We start from the raw sequence: 18,590 nt of genomic DNA, 5'->3' as shown, positions 1-18,590 counted from the left end.
ATCAACTTGGTCATGACACTGGCCGGCGTCTTTTGCTCAAACCGCGCTAGAACTTCTGCCCACATCGTTTTCGTCACCCTGACTGGAATTTTGGGAGAGTTTAAACGAAGACCTTGAAAGGGCTGGCTCTTACAGCCAGCCCTTTTTCAAACGCCAAAAAGGAACCAAAAGGCTTTGCCCCTCCATTCGGTGCCTCGCTTAGGCTCGGCATTCCCTCACTCCGGCATTGCTCCGGGGGCCCGCCGCCATCGGCCATCCATGGCCGGGGGCGGCTACCGCGGCATCCTTGCCGCGGTGCCCCCTGCGCAACGCCTGCGTTCGGCCTCTGGGAAAGGGGCAAGCAGATCAAGATCAAAAGCCAAAGCAACGGCAACGGCAACGGCAAGATCAACAGCTTCGCGAGCAAGCCCGCTCCCACATAAAGCAGATCGGCGTACAGCTTTTGCTTCTCACCACTCAACAGGCCGAGCGTTAGCTCGCCTCCAGCTTTTGATCTTGAGGTGTACGCCCCCTATATCGGGAGGCTTCGTTCCGGTTCTGCGCAGTGGGCAACCCGGCATGGATGCCGGGTTAGCCGCCCCCGGCCATGGATGGCCGATGGCGGCGGGCCCACGGAGCAGGACCGGAGCGAGGGCATGCCGAGCCTTAGCGAGGCACCGAACGAAAGGGGCAAGAGCCCTTGGTTACTTGGGGCTCTTCCAAGTGACTCGCTGTAAAAGCGAAACCAATAGCCGCCGTGACCGCAGAAACGGATATGTACCCCGGCATCAGCCCCCACTTGCCGTGCTTTTACATTTCCGGGATTCGTACACGCACGCAGTTGTCATGAAATGAAAAGCCATTGTCGTCTGATGAGAAGCGACTCCCCAGACGGCGTCCTACAGTCCAATCAGCGCAATTCGACGCAGCACGCCCATCTTGCAGATTGGAGAATAAGAAAAAATGGCCAAAGCCGTACGCTTCTACGAAACCGGTGGTCCCGAAGTCCTTCGTTATGAGGAGGTCGAAGTTGGCGACCCCGGTCCAGGCCAGGTTCGTCTTCGTCATGTGGCGGTCGGCCTGAACTATGCCGATACCTACTTTCGCAATGGCACCTACCCGATCCCGATGCCCAACGGCATGGGGGTTGAAGCCTCCGGTGTGGTCCAGGCCATCGGCGAGGGCGTCACCAATGTCCGCGTGGGTGATCGCGTCACCTATACCGGTTTTCTCAATACCTTGGGGGCCTACAGCACCGAGCGTCTGATCCCGGCCGCGCCGTTGATCAAGCTGCCGGAAACCATCAGTTTCGAGACCGCCGCCGCCATGACCATGCGCGGCTTGACGTCCTCATACCTGATGCGGCGCATTTACGATTTCAAGGCCGGCGACAGCATTCTGCTGCACGCCGCTGCTGGTGGCGTGGGCCTGATCGTTTCACAGTGGGCCAAGCTGCTCGGCCTCACCGTCATCGGCACCGTGTCCACCGAGGTCAAGGGCGAAATCGCCCGGGCCCATGGCTGCGACCATGTCATCAATTACAGCCACGAAGACGTCGCCCAGCGCGTGCGCGAGTTGACGGACGGCGTCGGTGTCAACGTGGTGTTCGACAGCGTCGGCAAGAACACCTTCATGGGTTCGCTGGATTCGCTCAAGCGTCGTGGCCTGATGGTGTGCGTCGGCACGGCATCCGGTCCGATCCCGGCCCTGGACCCGGTACTGCTGGCGATGAAAGGCTCGCTGTTCATGACCCGTCCGGCCCTGGCCGATTACATCGCCGACCCGGCGGAAAAAGCCGCCCTGGCCGGCGAATTGTTCGACCACGTTGGCAGCGGTCGGATCAAGATCGAGATCAACCAGCACTATGCTTTGCAGGATGCCGTGCAGGCCCATCGCGACCTGGAATCACGCAAGACCACGGGCTCTTCGATTTTCGTCATTTAAGGGAGTCGTCTGCCATGAAAGTCGAACAATTGACCTGCAGCATTGGCGCCGAACTGATCGGCGTCAACCTCGCCGACGCGGTCCATGACGACGGTCTTTTTGCCGAGATTCGTGCTCAGTTGCTCAAGCATCGGGTGGTGTTCCTGCGTGATCAGGACATCACTCGCGCCGAGCACGTGGCCTTCGCCCGCCGCTTCGGTGAGTTGGAAGATCATCCGGTGGCCGGCAGCGATCCGGATCATCCCGGGCTGGTGCGCATCTACAAGAACCCGGACCAGCCAATGGACCGCTACGAAAACGCCTGGCACACCGACGCGACCTGGCGCGAGGCGCCGCCGATGGGCTGCGTACTGCGCTGCGTAGAGTGCCCATCGGTGGGCGGCGACACCATGTGGGCCAACATGGTCGAGGCTTATGCGCGTTTGCCGGAGGACGTAAAGGTCAAGATTGCCGACCTGCGCGCCCGCCACAGCATCGAAGCAAGCTTTGGCGCCGCCATGCCGATCGAAAAACGTCTGGCGCTCAAGGCGATGTACCCGGATGCCGAGCACCCGGTGGTGCGCACTCATCCGGAAACCGGAGAGAAGGTGCTGTTCGTCAACGCCTTCACGACGCACTTGAGCAACTACCACACCCCCGATCGCGTGCGCTTTGGCCAGGACGCCAACCCTGGCGCGAGCGAGTTGCTGCGCTACCTGATCAGCCAGGCCTACATCCCCGAGTATCAGGTGCGCTGGCGCTGGAAACCCAACAGCATCGCCATCTGGGATAACCGCAGCACCCAGCACTACGCCGTCATGGATTACCCGCCGTGCCATCGCAAGATGGAGCGTGCCGGGATTATCGGCGACAAGACCTACTGATCGACCCCTACTGCATTCGCACTCGTAAACACGTCTGCCCGGCACGATCCCGGGTGGGCGCGACAATCATAAAAACAGGAGTAACTCATGCAATTCTTCGACGATTCCCTGCACCCGGAAAACATGGAAAAGGTGGTCATCACCGTGGCCCCGTACGGCCCGGAATGGATGCCGGAAGACTTCCCCGAAGACATCCCGCTGACCATGGACGAACAGGTGCAAAAAGCGGTCGAATGTTATGAGGCCGGTGCCACCGTCTTGCACTTGCACGTGCGCGAGCTGGACGGCAAGGGTTCCAAGCGTCTGTCCAAGTTCAACGAATTGATCGCCGGCGTGCGTGAAGCCGTGCCGGACATGATCATCCAGGTCGGTGGTTCGATTTCCTTCGCGCCGGAAAGCGATGGCGAAGCCGCCAAGTGGCTGTCGGACGATACGCGACACATGCTGGCCGAGCTGACGCCAAAACCGGATCAGGTCACGGTGGCGATCAACACCACCCAGATGAACATCATGGAACTGCTGTATCCGGAATATCTGGAAGGCACGTCCCTGGCCAATCCCCTGTATCAGGCCGCCTACAGCGAAATGACTGTTCCGGCAGGTCCCGCCTGGGTCGCCGAGCACCTCAAGCGTCTGATGGACAACGGCATCCAGCCGCACTTCCAGCTGACCGGCATGCACGCCATGGAAACCCTCGAGCGCCTGGTGCGCAGGGGCGTCTACAAGGGCCCGTTGAACCTGACCTGGATCGGCATTGGCGGCGGTTTCGATGGCCCTAATCCGTTCAACTTCTTCAACTTCATCCACCGCGCGCCGGACGGTTGCACCCTGACCTCCGAGTCGCTGCTCAAGAACGTCATGCCGTTCAACACCATGTCGATGGCCATGGGTATGCACCCGCGTGTGGGCAATGAAGACACTATCATTGATCACAAGGGCGATCGTTTCGGCTCAGTTGCGCAGATCAAGCAGACCGTGCGTATCGCCCATGAGCTGGGTCGCGAAATCGCCACCGGTAAAGAAGCCCGTGAGATCTATCGCATCGGCGTGCAGTACCAGAGCATCGAAGAAACGCTACTGGCTAACGGCATGGCTCCCAACCGCAAGGCTGGGCAGAAAGGTGTGCCGCAGCGCGGCTGATCGGCAGACGAAGCGGGTGGTCAATGGCCTCCCGCTCGCTGCACTGCAACACGCTTGATAACAACAATAAAACAAAGCTTTGAGGAGGCTGCATGGCCTTTCACCCAATCGCCGCAGACGATGACGACTGTGCTGTCGGTGTTGCGCGACCGTACGCCTGGATCGTCTTCGCACTGACGTTCGGGCTGTTGATTTCCGATTACATGTCACGCCAGGTGCTGAACGCGGTGTTCCCGATGCTCAAGGGCGAATGGGCCCTGAGCGACGGCCAGCTCGGTCTGCTCAGTGGCATTGTCGCGCTGATGGTGGGGCTGCTGACGTTTCCCCTGTCATTGCTGGCGGATCGCTTTGGCCGGGTCAAGAGCCTGGCGTTGATGGCTTTGCTGTGGAGTCTGGCGACACTGGGCTGCGCAGTGGCGCAGGACTATCAGCAGATGTTCATTGCACGATTCATGGTCGGCGTCGGCGAAGCGGCGTACGGCAGCGTCGGCATCGCGGTGGTGATTTCGGTATTTCCCAAACACCTGCGCGCAACGCTGGCCAGTGCCTTCATGGCGGGTGGCATGTTCGGTTCGGTATTAGGGATGGCGCTGGGCGGTGCAATCGCCGCCAAGCTTGGCTGGCGCTGGTCGTTTGCCGGCATGGCGCTGTTCGGCCTGCTGCTGGCGGTGCTTTACCCGATCATCGTCAAGGAAGCGCGCATTGCGCCGCAACGCGCCTCCCTGGCGGCGAACAAGGCGGCGGCAGCGGTCAAGCGTCCGTTGCGTACGCTGTTTTCCAGCCGTTCGGTGATCGCTGCCTACATCGGCAGTGGCTTGCAACTGTTCGTCGGCGGCACCGTGATTGTGTGGATGCCCAGTTACCTCAATCGTTATTACGACATGGCCACGGACAAGGCGGGCGGTGTCGCGGCGATCATCGTGCTGTGCAGCGGTGCGGGGATGATCCTGTGCGGCATGCTCAGCGATCGGCTTTCGCGCCATTCACCTGAGCGCAAAGTCACCTTGGCCATCACCTATTGCCTGGGCAGTTGCCTGTTGTTGTCGGCGGCGTTCGCCCTGCCGGCAGGGCCTGTGCAATTGGCGCTGATCTGCCTGGGTATGTTGATTGCCGCCGGCACGACCGGCCCTTGCGGAGCGATGGTTGCCAACCTGACCCATTACTCAGTCCACGGCACGGCCTTCGCCACGCTGACCCTGGCCAACAACATGCTGGGGCTGGCGCCTGGGCCGTTCATCACCGGCAGGGTGTCCGACCTTATTGGCTTACAGGCTGCTTTTCAATTAGTGCCACTGGTCAGCATCGCGGCAGCGGCGGTGTTCTTTTATGCCAAGTGTCATTACCACAAGGACATTGCCCGGCTTAAGGGCGAGCGGGTCATCGATCCGGTGGGCGAATCCGTGTTAGAGGTGAAGTTGTGAGTAGTCGTTTACGTATTGATGTGTTCTTCGATTTCATCTGCCCCTGGTGCCTGATCGGCAAGCGTCAACTGGAGCATGCGCAGGTACAGTTTCGCAGTCGCCACCCGGATGTGCAGATCACCACGGTGTGGCATGGCGTGCAGTTGCTGCCTCAGTTGCCGGTACAGGGTGAGCCCTTCGCCGATTTCTACCGCAAACGTCTGGGTAATGCCGACGCCATGACCATGCGCCAGGCCCAGGTTCAGCAGGCTGCCGCGGCGGTTGGACTGACCATCGACCTCAGCCACATCGAGACGATGCCCAACACCGCAGACGCCCACCGTTTGTTCGAACGAGTCAGCGTACTGGGCAATGCTGCTCAGCGTGAAATGTTGCTCGAACGGCTGTTCAGCGCTTATTTCCGCAAACGCGAAAACCTGGGGTGCCGCGAGACCTTGCTCGCCATTGCCCGCTCCTGCGGCGTCGATACGGACGTGGTGCTCGATTGCCTGAAGGGCGACGCCACGCCGTTCGAAGGCTTCCCCGGCGCGACCAGTGGGGTGCCGAGCTTTCAGTTCGACCGTCGCATGACGGTGATCGGTGCACAACCTGCTCAGGCATTGCTCGGGGCCATGAGCCAGGCACTGAAAGAAAGTGATCTTGAGCGGCAACCTGCATGAACCGGCGTATCCCCGTGCCTGCCGGAAAACTCCCGCAGGCGGGCGGTCGTGCGCTGTTCGAATTCGATGACAAAAGCCTGGCGTTATTCAACGTCGAAGGTGACGTGTTCGCCATCGACGACAGTTGCCCGCACCAGGGCGCCTCGCTGTGTGGCGGGCGCCTTGAGGGGCGGGTGATTCAGTGCTGCGCCCATGGCCTGCGCTTCGATTTGCGCAGCGGTTACTTGCTCAATTCCACCGCAGTCAAAGTTGCCAACTACCCGGTCGAGATCATCGACGGCCAGGCATTCATCGTCATCGTTCCCCAGGAGGCCGCGCCATGAGCGCCATCGCTCTCACCCGTATCCACAGCCGAACGCGCGAACTGGCGCCGGGCTTTATCGTCAGTTTGATCGTTGCAGCGGCTGCGTCCTTTTTGTCCGAACACTACGGCGCGCCGGTGATGCTGTTCGCTTTGTTGCTGGGCATGGCGGTGAACTTCCTGGCCGGTGACGGTGCCTGCAAGGCTGGCATCGAGTTCACGGCGCGTACGGTGTTGCGCATCGGTGTGGCGCTGCTGGGCATGCGCATCACCCTCGAACAGATGGCTGCGCTGGGCTGGAAGCCTGTGGCCCTGGTGGTGATTCTGGTGGTGGTGACCATCGGCGTTTCAGTGATCGCAGCCAAGGCGCTGGGCTTTCAGCGTTTGTTCGGCATGCTCACCGGTGGCGCCACGGCGATTTGTGGTGCATCGGCCGCGTTGGCGCTGGCGGCGGCATTGCCGAACCATCCGCAGAAAGAACGCGCGACGTTGTTCACGGTGATCGGGGTGTCGGCGCTGTCGACCCTGGCGATGATCGTGTACCCGATGATTGCCAACTGGCTGTCGTTGTCGCCACAAGTGGCGGGCGTGTTCCTGGGGGCGACCATTCACGATGTCGCCCAGGTCGTCGGTGCCGGTTACAGCATGTCGACCGAGACCGGCGATACGGCCACGGTGGTCAAGCTGATGCGGGTTGCCATGCTGCTGCCGGTAATCGTCTGTGCCGCCATGATCACCCGCATGCAGGGTGCCGACCCAACCGGCAAACGACCGCCGCTGCTGCCATGGTTCGCCGTCGGGTTTCTGATTCTGGCCTGTATCAACAGCACCGGCTGGGTGGCTCCGGTAGTGCAGGGTTCGGTCAATGAACTGTCGCGCTGGTGCCTGGTGGTTTCCATCAGCGCCCTGGGCATGAAAACCCAGCTCAAGGAGCTGGCAGCGGTAGGCATCAAGCCCATCCTGTTGATGGTGGGGGAGACGGTGTTCCTCGTCGTGCTGGTGCTGTTGTTGCTGCGCTGGGGGCTTTAGAGCCTGACGCAAAACGCTTTATGGCAGGGCTGCACTGCGGTCGACTCCTAGTCGCAGTGGGGCTCCCGACCGGTGTCACAAACGCCGGTTTTTTGCGGCGACTGTACCAGCAGTCGCCGTTTTTTTTGTGGAAGTCCCAGGGGGCCTTTCAGTCGTCCCAGGGTTGCGTGGGGCCGGGAAGGGCGCTCGGCTCGCTGGGTGCCTTGGGTTGCTTTTGCGCGCTGCGCCAAGCCGCCGGCGGCATGCCGAACTGGGTAATGAACCAGCGGGTGAAGGAACTCGCCATGGAGTAGCCGAGCATGTCGGCGATCCGGCCCAGCGAGTAATTCGGGTTTTCCAGGTAGCGCAACACCAGGTCACGGCGCACGTCGTTGATCAGGTCGTTGAAGGCACAGCCGTCGTCTTTGAGGCGACGTTGCAGGGTGCGTACGTTCATGCCCTGGGTCTGGGCAATCTGCTCGATGGTGGCGCGTCCCATCGGCAGCAGCAGGTAGATGGCTTTGCGCACCTCGAACAACATCGAAGGGCCTTCGTGGTTCAGCAGTGAGTCGAGGTAACTCTGGGCATAGCGCGCCATGGCCGGGTCGGCATGGGGGTTGGTCATGTCGAGGCTGGCATTGGGACAGACGATGCCATTGAACTCGCTGCCGAACTCCAGTTTGCAGCCGAACAGACGGCGATGCAGTTGCAGGTTGTCGGGTGGCTGGTGCGTGAAGTTGACGCTGTAGGGTTGCCAGTGTGCGCCGAGCAGGGCGGCGCACAGGCGGAACATCACGCCGATGGCCAGTTCATTGGCTTGTCGGCAGGGCATCGGCGATTCGGTGACCACCTCTTCGCGAATGATCACCATCTTGCCCGCCTCCTCGATGAAGAGGGCCAGCGAATCGTTCATCAGATGACGGTAGTGCACCAACACTTGCAAGGTGTCACGCAGCGTTCGCTGGTGACTGAGCAGCAGACTGACCACGCCGAAGTCCGAGAGCTGACGCGACTCGGCCATGCTCAGGCCGAAACTCTGGCAGCCACTGGCGACGGCCGAATCCTCCAACAGACGCACGGCGGCATCGATGGGAATGCGATGTTCAGGGGCTTGCAGCTTGGCTTTGCTCAAGCCGACGCCGGCCAGTACATCGCGCGGGTTGAACCCCAGGTACTGAGTAACCTCCAGGTAGTTGGTCAAGACGGCGGCGCGAACAAGCTTGGGCATGCGAAGGTCTTTCCTGGGCCAGTTGCGATTCAAATTTGCGTGGCGACTATATCCAGCACATCAACAATTGAACAGTTGTGAGGTTGGCGAGGGCGCTCGCCCAATGCTGTCCAAAATCACACCGTCGTTGTGCAGCAATCGACGCTCACCCATTGATTACAGTGAGCTGTAGAGAACCTGCGGGGATATTCGACCAATGGTCGCCATGTGCCAACAGCTGGAAATTTGTCATGAAAAGAAAAGTGCCTGACGTCTAATGAAAAGCGCCTCGGGCGGGCGCTCTTTAATGTCAGTCCTACAAAAAGCCCCTGGCGAATAGAGCCAGTCGAGTCATCGAGAAAGCGAAGGTGTTGAAGTGAACAAACTGCAAACTGCAGCAACCGTTCTGATCGTACCGGGTCTGCGCGAGCACGTTGCCGAGCATTGGCAAACGCTGCTTGAAACCAGGCTGTGCAAGGTACGCAGTGTGCCGCCGCTGGACACCGACAAGCTTGATTGCAGCAAGCGGGTCGAAGCGATTCAGCATGAGCTGGAGCAGATCGACGGGCCGGTGATTCTGGTCGCTCACAGCGCCGGCGTGTTGATGGTTGCGCACTGGGCTGCGCGGCACAGTCGGCCGATCAAGGGCGCGCTGCTGGCCGCTCCGCCGGACCTTGATGCCCAATGGCCGCAGGGCTATCCCTCCGCTGAAACCCTGCGTACCCAGGGTTGGGACCCTCTACCCAAAGGCCGGTTGCCGTTCCGCAGTCTGCTGGCCGCCAGTACCAACGACCACCTCGCCAGCCTGGACGCCGCCACGCGCATGGCCGAAGGCTGGGGCAGCGAGCTGCTCAATCTCGGCGAAGTCGGTCATCTCAATCCTGCTGCCGGGTATGGGCACTGGCCACACGCCGAAGCCCTCATCCTCGAGCTGGATCGCTAGTTCAGGCGCCGGTTGGCCCGCGCCATCCGGCATTTGCCCTCATTCCTGAAACCGTAAACCCCTGGAACAAGGGGTTGCGCGAGGGCGGCTGCGCTTAAAACAAATACAAAAAGGCGGAGACAACGCAATGCACAACAATAAGAGTCACGGGTTCGCACCCTCGCGTTACACCTTGTTGGCCTCGGCCATTCTGGCCGCAGCCGTGCCGGTCGCGCAGGCGGTCGAGCTCGACACAGGTAACCCGGACTGGACCGTACGTCTTGATAACACCGTGAAGTACAACTACGGCGTACGCACCGAAAGTGCTGACAAACGCATGCTGGCAACGCCGAACAACAACGACGGCGACTACAACTTCCGCAAGGCCGGGACCAACATCACCAACCGTGTCGACCTGTTGACCGAGATGGATGTGGTCTACCAGAACCACATGGGTTTTCGTGTCAGCGCCGCCGGTTGGTACGACAAGGCCTACGAGAACACCGGTTCCAATTCCAACCCGTTCGTCAACGGCAACGACGCAAGGTCGGGGCTGGTCGCCAACGACCCACGTCTGGCCGCGGTCACCGGTGACAACGTCGGCAACGGCAGCCCGCACCTGAGCAACTATGCCCAGCGTTACTACACCGGTCCGTCCGGCGAAATCCTCGATGCCTTCGTGTTCTACAGCACCGAAGTGGGCGAGGAGTCGCTGCTGAGCGTCAAGGCCGGTCAGCACAACGTGTTCTGGGGCGAGACCATTCTCAACCCGGTGCACTCGATCAGTTACGGCCAATCGGGCCTGGACCTGGCCAAACTGGCTGCCTCGCCCGGTACCGAAGCCAAAGAACTGTTCGTTCCGCGTAACCAGTTGTCGATGTCGTTCACCGTCAATCCCGAGTTGACCGTGGGCGCTCAATATTTCCTCGATTGGGATGCCGCGCGCCTGCCGGAAGCCGGCACTTATTACGGCGGTTCCGATCTGGTCGGTTTCGGTGCGCAATCTTTCCTGCTGGGCAACACCAATGGCGTGGTGCCGGGCAGTCCGCTGGGGTGTGGTCTGGCGCCCTGCAACGGGCTGACCAATGTGCGTCGCGGTCACGACCTGACGCCGGACAAGCGCGGTGACTGGGGCATTATGGCCAAGTGGTCGCCGGCCTGGCTGGATGGCACCCTCGGCGTTTACTACCGCGAAACCTCGGAAATCCTGCCGCAAGCGTGGTTGGATGCCAGAGGCCTGAGTTCGGCCAACCCCAACGGCACCCGGCCGGCTGGGCAAGTGCCTGCGGTGGTCAATACGCTCAACTCGCTGAGCACCGCCACCTATCAAATGGCCTACGCCGACAACATCAAGATCGTTGGCCTGAGCCTGTCCAAGGATGTGGGCGGGGTGAGTGTGGGTTCGGACCTGAACATTCGTCACAACATGCCGCTGGCCAGTATTCCGGCGATTGTCAGCACTAACAGTCCGCTGGGCCTGGGCGCGGGTCTTGGCCTGTTGCCGGCGCGTACGGCTGCCACCGGTGTGGTGTATGACACCCCGGAGAGGGGCGACAGCATGGCCGCCACCGGCGACACCTTGCACTGGACGCTCAACGGTCTGATGACCATTGCCAAAACGCCGGTGTTCGATTCGGCAACCCTGCTGGGCGAGCTGTATTACAGCAACCTGCTCAAGCTCGATAGCAAGAACGAGGCGCTCTACAAGGGCAAGGACACCTATCGCGGCATCGACCAGCCGACCCGGGACAACTGGGGCGTCGCGGTCAACTTCACGCCGACCTGGTACCAGGTGTTTCCCGGCGTCGACCTCAACGCACCGATGTCCGTCAACGTGGGCCTTGCCGGCGTGTCGCCAGTGTCCGGTGGCGGCGCCAAAGACACCGGTAACTATGCCGTGGGCGTGGGTGCCGTTGTGTACAACAAATACTTCGTCGACCTGAAGTACGTGGACTCCTTCGGCAAGACCGACAAGTGCGACACCAGCGGTCTGAGTACCGGCGCGGCCAATGCCGGCAGCGGCGACGGCTCCACACCCAACGCCTTTAGCGGCAATGAAAACTACGCCTGTTACGGCGGTGGCTACTCAGCCTTCTCCGGTGGAGGGGCCACGACTGAGGACCGTGGCGCCGTTTACCTGACGATGAAAACCACTTTTTGATGCACCACTGATTTGCTCAATGCAAGCAGGAGAATAACAAGATGAAATTCGCAAAAACCGTGTTGGCCGCGTCGCTGGCCATGGTCCTTGCCGCCCAGGCACAGGCCGCTGTTTCAACTCAGGACGCTGCCAAATTGGGCAGCAGCCTGACCCTGGTGGGCGCCGAAAAGGCTGGGAACGCTGATGGTTCCATCCCCGCCTATGAAGGTGGCCTGACCACGCCGCCGGCCAGTTTCAAATCCGGTGACAGCATGCGCCCGGATCCCTTCGTCAACGAAAAACCGTTGCTGGTGATCGACGGTAAAAACGTCGATCAGTACAAGGGCTTGCTCAGTGCAACCACGGCGGAACTGGCCAAACGTTTCCCGAGCTTCCACGTCAATGTCTACCCGACCCACCGCACCGTTTCGCTGCCCAAAGCCATCCTCGACAACGGCGTGAAGAATGCCAGCGGTGCCAAGTCCCTCGAAGGCGGTTTGGCCATCGATAACGTGCTGCCGGGCGTGCCGTTCCCGATCCCGCAGTCGGGCAACGAAGCGATGTGGAACTTCCTGCTGCGCTATCAAGGCGTGAGCATCAATTCCAAGTACGACTCCTGGAACGTTGACTCCGCCGGCGTGCCGAGCCTGGCGACCACCGGGCAGGCGTTCATTTCCTATCCGATCTACGAAAACCTCGCGCAACCGATCAGCAGCGCCGACGTGTACTACCAGATGAAGCTGTCCTATACCGGCCCAGCGCGCCGGGCCGGTGAAGCGGTGATGCTCAAGGACGCCGCCAACCCGCTGCAGCAACCGCGCCGCGCCTGGCAGTACTTGCCTGGCCAGCGTCGGGTCAAACTGGCACCGAACCTGGCCTACGACACGCCTAACCCCGGCACCGCTGGCGCGGGCACCTACGACGATGTTTTCGTGTTCAACGGTGCACTGGATCGCTACGACTGGAAGCTGGTGGGCAAGCAGGAAATGATCGTGCCGTACAACACCTACAAGCTGACCTACGCCCAGGATCCCAAGTCGCTGACCACCGCCAATCACCTGGCTCCCGATTACGTGCGTTGGGAAAAACACCGCGTCTGGGTGGTGGAGGGCAACCTCAAGGCCGGCGCCCGACACATCTATCAGAAGCGTCGCTTCTACCTCGATGAAGACAGCTGGACCGCTCTGGCCTCTGACCAATACGACGCCCGTGGTCAGCTGTACCGTGGCTCCTTCGCGTTCCTCAGCCAGAGCTACGACAAGCAGATCCCGGATTCCACGCCCTTCATGATCTACGACCTGGTGGGGGGCTCCTACAACATCAACGGCGTGGTCGGGCCTTACGGCGGCATCAAGTACATCGATCCGCTCTCCAAGGCGCAATGGTCGTCGGAATCCCTGGCCGGCAGCGGCATTCGCTAAGCCAAACGCAAAAAAGCGTCCGCAAAGTCCACGGCTCACAAGGCGTGGACCGTGCGGCGGTCGGTGCACGCCGATCGTCGCGGGCGCCAGGTGTGAACGTCAGACACACGGATGTGTGTCCCGGCGCGGTTTTCCGAAGAGGACGCGGTATGTGTTCGTATAAGAATTATTTGCAGGTGGCGTTTGGGGTTGTGCTCGGCCTGTTGCAGGGCGCCACCCACGCGGCCGATTACGTCGATGTGCTGGACCTGCCCGCCAGGGTCAGTGCCTTGGCCATCAACAGTCCGTTGTCCGGCATGGCCCGCGCCGGTGAGCGCGTGATCGCCGTCGGCCAGCGTGGCCATATTCTGTTTTCCGATGATGCCGGTCAGCACTGGCAGCAGGCCGCGGTGCCGGTCAGTGCCGACCTCAATGCCGTCAGCTTTCCATCCGCCACCCAGGGCTGGGCAGTGGGCGGCGACGGTGTGGTGTTGCACAGCAACGATGCAGGTGCGACCTGGCGCAAGCAACTGGACGGCCGCGAGATCGGGGCCTTGTTGGTCAAGCATTACGGTGCGTTGGCCAGTGCCGAACCTGACGACGAACAATGGCCACTGCTGGTCGCCGAAGGTGAGCGCCTGGTGGTGCAGGGCGCCGACAAACCCTTGCTCGATGTCTGGTTCGCCAACGACCGCCTCGGCTATGTGGTCGGGGTGTTCAACCTGATCCTGCGCACCGAAGACGGCGGCCAGAGCTGGACCCCGTTCCAGGACCGCACCGACAACCCGCAGGGCTTTCACCTCAACGCCATCGCCTCCACCGGCGATGCGCTGTACATCGCCGGTGAGCAGGGCTTGTTGCTGAAATGGAATGACGCCCAACAGCGCTTCGCCGCTGTGCAGACACCTTATCAAGGCAGTTTTTTCGGTGTGCTCGGCAAACCCGGGGAAGCGCTCGTCTACGGCTTGCGCGGCAATGTGCTGCGCAGCACCGATGGCGGTCTCAGCTGGACCCCGCAGGACACTGGCCTGCACGTCAGCATCACCGCCGGCATCGTCGATGCGCAAGGTGATTACCGCTTGTTCACTCAGGGCGGGCAGATGCTGGTGAGCCAGGGCGCCGGTGCGCAACTGCACTGGTTGCAGCAAGCCGAACCGGTTCCGGTGACGGGCGTCATGCGCGCCGCCAACGGTGCGCTGGTGGTGGTTGGCAGCCGTGGTGCACGGACGCTGTCCGTTGAATAAGCCCTCGAACCCTTAGAGCGAGAACCCAGACATGGGCCATATCAAACAAGAAACCATGCCGGTGATCCGCGATCTGCGGGACTTCGACCGCCAATCCGGCAATCGGCTGGAGCGGCTGGTGTTCAACTACCGTCCGCTGTTCATGCTGCTGATGGCGCTGGCCACCGTGGTGTTGGGCTACATGGCCGCGACTCGCCTGGAGCTGCGTCCAAGCTTCGAGAAAATGATTCCGCAGAGCCAGCCGTACATCCAGAACTTCCTGGAAAACCGCCAGTCGCTGCGCGGTTTGGGCAACTCGGTGCGGGTGGTGGTGGAGAACACTCAGGGCGATATTTTCGACCCTGGCTATCTGGATGTGCTCAAGCAGGTCAATGACAAATTGTTCCTCACCGAAGGCGTCGATCGCGCCTGGATGAAGTCGTTGTGGAGCCCGGCGGTACGCTGGACTGAAGTCACCGAGGAAGGGTTCCAGGGTGGCCCGGTGATGCCCGATACCTATGAGGGCAAGCCTGAGCAGATAGAACAGCTGCGCCAGAACATTTCCCGTGCCGGCATCGTCGGCAGCCTGGTGGCCAGCGACTACAAATCGAGCATGCTGATCGTGCCGCTGCTGGACAAGGCCACGGCCAGCGGTCAGCGCATCGACTACCACGCCTTTTCGCAGATGCTCGAGGAGCAGTTGCGCGACAAGATCGAATTCGCCGGCGACAGCGCTGCACGCAAGGCCGGGGAGGAGGGTAAGGGCCAGTACAAAGTCCGGGTGATCGGTTTCGCCAAACTGATGGGCGACCTGATCGACGGGCTGATTCAGGTGATGATGTTCTTCGGCCTGGCCGTGGTCACTTCGCTGATCATCATTTACGCTTACACCCGATGCGTTCGCAGCACCTTGCTGGTGGTCGGCTGCTCGTTGATCGCGGTGGTCTGGCAACTCGGCATCGTCGCCTGGCTCGGCTATGCCATCGACCCGTATTCGGTGCTGGTGCCTTTTCTGATCTTCGCCATCGGCGTGTCCCACGCGGCGCAGAAGATGAACGGGATCATGCAAGACATCGCCCGTGGCACCCACAAACTCATCGCCGCACGCTACACCTTCCGCCGTCTGTTCATCGCTGGCGTCACCGCGCTGCTGGCCGACGCCGTCGGATTCGCGGTGCTGATGCTGATCGATATTCCGGTGATCCGCGACCTGGCAATCACCGCCAGCATCGGTGTGGCGGTGCTGATTTTCACCTCGCTATTGCTGATGCCGGTGGCGCTGTCTTATGTCGGCGTCGGCACCAAGGCGGCCGAGCGTGCGCTGAAAATCGACACCCGCGCAGAAGGGCACAAAGGCTTCGGCAAACTGTGGGACTTGCTCGACCGCTTCACCACGCGCAAGTGGGCCACGGGGGCGGTATTGGTCGCAGTGCTGATGGGCATCGGCGGCTTCATTGTCAGCCTGCAACTGAAGATCGGCGATCTGGAAAGTGGCGCACCGGAGTTGCGTGCCGACTCGCGTTATAACCGTGACAACGCCTACATCACCAGCCACTACGCGCTGTCCAGCGACCTGTTCGCGGTGATGATCAAGACTGCGCCGGAAGGCTGCTTGAACTACAAGACGCTGGTCCTCGCCGACCGTCTGGCCTGGGAACTACAGCAGTATCCGGGCGTACAGGCCACGGCTTCGTTGGTCAACGCGGTGCGCCAAATCACCGCCGGCACCTACGAAGGCAACCCCAAGCTCAACAGCATCCAGCGCAATCAGGACGTGCTGAACTACGCCGCGCAACAAGCTTCGGTCAACTCTCCGGAGTTGTTCAACACCGATTGTTCGCTGATGCCGGTGATCACCTTCCTCAAGGACCACAAGGCCGAGACCCTGGATGCCGTGGTGGGCATCGCCGAGAAATTTGCCCGGGAGAACAACAGTGAAGATCGCCAGTTCCTGCTGGCGGCCGGGTCGGCCGGGATTGAGGCGGCGACCAACATCGTGGTGCGCGAGGCCAATCGCACCATGCTGCTTTACGTCTATGCCGCGGTGACGTTGTTCTGCCTGATCACCTTCCGCAGTTGGCGCGCGACCCTGGTTGCGTTGTTGCCGCTGGTGCTGACCTCGATCCTCTGCGAGGCATTGATGGTGGCCATGGGCATTGGCGTGAAAGTCGCGACCCTGCCGGTGATCGCATTGGGCGTAGGCATCGGCGTGGATTACGCGTTGTACCTGCTCAGCGTGCAATTGCATTTCCAGCGCCAGGGCTTGCCGCTGTCTCAGGCTTACCGCAACGCCGTGTCGTTTACCGGCCGGGTCGTGGGCCTGGTGGGCATCACCCTGGCAGCCGGCGTGGTGTGCTGGGTCTGGTCGCCGATCAAGTTCCAGGCTGACATGGGCATCCTGCTGACCTTCATGTTCCTGTGGAACATGCTCGGCGCGCTGGTGCTGATTCCTGCCCTGTCGTACTTCCTGCTGCGTCACCCCGTTGCGCAAGCCCAAGTGGCGCAAGCCGCTGAAACCGATACCTCTCAACGCCAGGGCATGCCGCATGCCCTGACCACTTCCGAGTAAGCCAACCATGTCTGATTACAAAGCTCCTTTGCGCGATATGCGCTTCGTACTCAACGAAGTCTTCCAGGTGTCCCGGCTATGGGCCCAATTGCCTGGCCTGGCCGAGGTGATCGATGAAGAAACAGCCGCTGCGATCCTTGAAGAGGCCGGCAAAATCAGCGGTGAAGTTATCGCACCGCTGAACCGCAGCAGCGACGAGCAGGGCTGCACCTGGAGTAACGGCGCGGTCCAGGCGCCGGACGGTTTTGTCGCGGCCTACCAGGCATTCGCCGACGGCGGCTGGGTGGGTGTTGGCGGCGATCCGCAGTTCGGTGGCATGGGCATGCCCAAGGCCATTTCGGCTCAGGTCGAGGAGATGGTCAACTCGGCAAGCCTGTCGTTCGGCCTGTACCCAATGCTGACCGCCGGCGCGTGCCTGTCGATCAATGCCCACGCCAGTCAGGAACTCAAGGATCGCTATCTGCCGAGCATGTACGCCGGCACCTGGACCGGTTCCATGTGCCTGACCGAGGCGCATGCCGGCACGGACCTGGGGCTGATTCGCACCCGTGCCGAACCTCAGGCTGACGGCAGTTTCAAGATCAGCGGCAGCAAGATCTTCATCACCGGCGGCGAGCACGACCTGACCGAAAACATCATTCATTTGGTGCTGGCCCGGTTGCCGGATGCACCGGCCGGCCCCAAGGGAATTTCGCTGTTTCTGGTGCCCAAGGTGCTGGTCAATGCCGATGGCTCGCTGGGTGAACGCAACGCGCTGTCCTGCGGTTCCATCGAGCACAAGATGGGTATCAAGGCTTCCGCTACATGCGTGATGAACTTTGACGGGGCGACTGGCTGGATCATCGATGCGCCGAACAAGGGCCTGGCGGCGATGTTCACCATGATGAACTACGAACGTTTGGGCGTGGGTATCCAGGGCCTGGCGTTGGGTGAGCGTTCGTACCAGAACGCCGTCGAATACGCCCGTGACCGCCTGCAAAGCCGTTCGCCGACGGGCGCGCAGAACAAGGACAAAGCGGCCGATCCGATCATCGTGCACCCGGATGTGCGGCGGATGCTGTTGACCATGAAGGCCTTGAACGAAGGCGGGCGGGCGTTCTCCAGCTACGTGGCTCTGCAACTGGACACCGCCAAGTACAGCGATGACGCGGCAACCCGCAGCCGTGCCCAGGAACTGGTGTCGCTGCTGACCCCGGTGGCCAAGGCGTTCCTCACCGACATGGGGCTGGAAACCACGGTGCATGGCCAGCAGATCTTCGGCGGCCACGGTTACATCCGCGAATGGGGCCAGGAGCAACTGGTACGCGATGTGCGCATCACCCAGATCTACGAAGGCACCAACGGTATCCAGTCACTGGACCTGGCCGGGCGCAAAATCGTCGGCAGCGGCGGGGCGCTGTACCGGCTGTTCGCTTCAGAAATCCGCAACTTTACCGCCAATGCCTGCGCTGACCTCCGCGAGTTCACCCAACCGTTGAACGCCGCCGTCGACACCCTCGACGAACTGACCGCATGGCTGCTGGACCGAGCCCAGAACAACCCGAATGAAATCGGCGCGGCTTCGGTCGAGTACCTGCACGTGTTCGGCTACACCGCGTACGCCTATATGTGGGCGCGAATGGCCAAAGCTGCCATGAGCACGCATTCCAAAGACGATTTCTACGCCAGCAAACTGGCCACCGCGCGCTTCTACTTCGCCCGTCTGTTGCCACGCATCCACTCGTTGAGTGCATCGGCCAAGGCTGGCAGCGAATGCCTCTATCAATTGGACGCAGCGCAGTTCTGAGCCCACGTAAAAAGGACCGGGAACCACA

Annotated in this window: 14 protein-coding genes; 13 read left to right on the top strand and 1 reads right to left on the bottom strand. The window is 61.3% G+C overall.

Features of this window, described 5'->3' with window-relative positions; genetic code table 11:
- Window positions 1-942 precede the first annotated feature (942 nt).
- The 7 genes from KGB03_RS11625 (at window position 943) to KGB03_RS11595 (ending at window position 7,336) form a co-directional block, all read left to right on the top strand.
- A complete protein-coding gene (locus tag KGB03_RS11625) occupies window positions 943-1,923 on the top strand; it encodes a quinone oxidoreductase family protein (RefSeq protein WP_192407843.1) in 981 nt (326 codons plus the stop codon).
- A 14-nt stretch (window positions 1,924-1,937) separates the two neighbouring features.
- Window positions 1,938-2,786 (top strand): TauD/TfdA dioxygenase family protein, encoded by an 849-nt coding sequence (locus KGB03_RS11620; RefSeq protein WP_223527125.1) that lies wholly within the window; start codon window positions 1,938-1,940, stop codon window positions 2,784-2,786.
- 87 nt (window positions 2,787-2,873) lie between these two features.
- Window positions 2,874-3,926, top strand: a complete 1,053-nt coding sequence (locus tag KGB03_RS11615; RefSeq protein WP_008155072.1) for a 3-keto-5-aminohexanoate cleavage protein — start codon at window positions 2,874-2,876, stop codon at window positions 3,924-3,926.
- Between the two features lie 92 nt (window positions 3,927-4,018).
- The gene (locus KGB03_RS11610; protein ID WP_223527124.1) at window positions 4,019-5,347 is read left to right on the top strand and encodes an MFS transporter; all 1,329 of its coding nucleotides are present in this window, start codon (window positions 4,019-4,021) and stop codon (window positions 5,345-5,347) included.
- Window positions 5,344-6,006: a DsbA family protein gene (locus KGB03_RS11605; protein ID WP_223527123.1), complete on the top strand. Its 663-nt coding sequence runs from the start codon at window positions 5,344-5,346 to the stop codon at window positions 6,004-6,006. Before KGB03_RS11610 ends, KGB03_RS11605 begins: the two co-directional genes overlap by 4 nt.
- Complete coding sequence (locus KGB03_RS11600; protein ID WP_111449893.1) at window positions 6,003-6,329, top strand: Rieske (2Fe-2S) protein; 327 nt, start codon at window positions 6,003-6,005, stop codon at window positions 6,327-6,329. The genes KGB03_RS11605 and KGB03_RS11600 overlap by 4 nt, the downstream gene beginning before the upstream one ends.
- Window positions 6,326-7,336, top strand: a complete 1,011-nt coding sequence (locus KGB03_RS11595; protein ID WP_192407849.1) for a YeiH family protein — start codon at window positions 6,326-6,328, stop codon at window positions 7,334-7,336. The genes KGB03_RS11600 and KGB03_RS11595 overlap by 4 nt, the downstream gene beginning before the upstream one ends.
- Before the next feature lie 148 nt (window positions 7,337-7,484).
- Here KGB03_RS11595 and KGB03_RS11590 read toward each other — a convergent pair whose 3' ends face one another.
- Window positions 7,485-8,543 carry an AraC family transcriptional regulator gene (locus KGB03_RS11590; protein ID WP_192407850.1) on the bottom strand — a complete coding sequence of 353 codons (1,059 nt, stop codon included), beginning with the start codon at window positions 8,541-8,543 and terminating at the stop codon, window positions 7,485-7,487.
- 355 nt (window positions 8,544-8,898) lie between these two features.
- On the opposite strand from KGB03_RS11590, the gene KGB03_RS11585 reads away from it, so the two are divergent.
- The 6 genes from KGB03_RS11585 (at window position 8,899) to KGB03_RS11560 (ending at window position 18,562) form a co-directional block, all read left to right on the top strand.
- Window positions 8,899-9,465 carry an RBBP9/YdeN family alpha/beta hydrolase gene (locus KGB03_RS11585; protein ID WP_223527122.1) on the top strand — a complete coding sequence of 189 codons (567 nt, stop codon included), beginning with the start codon at window positions 8,899-8,901 and terminating at the stop codon, window positions 9,463-9,465.
- A gap of 127 nt (window positions 9,466-9,592) precedes the next feature.
- Window positions 9,593-11,605: a DUF1302 domain-containing protein gene (locus KGB03_RS11580; RefSeq protein WP_223527121.1), complete on the top strand. Its 2,013-nt coding sequence runs from the start codon at window positions 9,593-9,595 to the stop codon at window positions 11,603-11,605.
- 41 nt (window positions 11,606-11,646) lie between these two features.
- Window positions 11,647-13,005: a DUF1329 domain-containing protein gene (locus tag KGB03_RS11575; RefSeq protein ID WP_192407853.1), complete on the top strand. Its 1,359-nt coding sequence runs from the start codon at window positions 11,647-11,649 to the stop codon at window positions 13,003-13,005.
- Window positions 13,006-13,154: 149 nt separating this feature from the next.
- Window positions 13,155-14,228: a WD40/YVTN/BNR-like repeat-containing protein gene (locus tag KGB03_RS11570; protein ID WP_223527120.1), complete on the top strand. Its 1,074-nt coding sequence runs from the start codon at window positions 13,155-13,157 to the stop codon at window positions 14,226-14,228.
- Between the two features lie 31 nt (window positions 14,229-14,259).
- Complete coding sequence (locus KGB03_RS11565) at window positions 14,260-16,776, top strand: efflux RND transporter permease subunit (protein WP_223527119.1); 2,517 nt, start codon at window positions 14,260-14,262, stop codon at window positions 16,774-16,776.
- Between the two features lie 7 nt (window positions 16,777-16,783).
- Window positions 16,784-18,562 (top strand): acyl-CoA dehydrogenase C-terminal domain-containing protein, encoded by a 1,779-nt coding sequence (locus tag KGB03_RS11560; protein WP_223527118.1) that lies wholly within the window; start codon window positions 16,784-16,786, stop codon window positions 18,560-18,562.
- The last annotated feature ends 28 nt before the right edge of the window (window positions 18,563-18,590 follow it).

Source organism: Pseudomonas sp. BF-B-26, from assembly GCF_019956495.1.
In the GTDB taxonomy this organism is placed as follows: Bacteria; Pseudomonadota; Gammaproteobacteria; order Pseudomonadales; family Pseudomonadaceae; genus Aquipseudomonas.
This window is presented reverse-complemented; position numbering and strand designations above follow the sequence as displayed.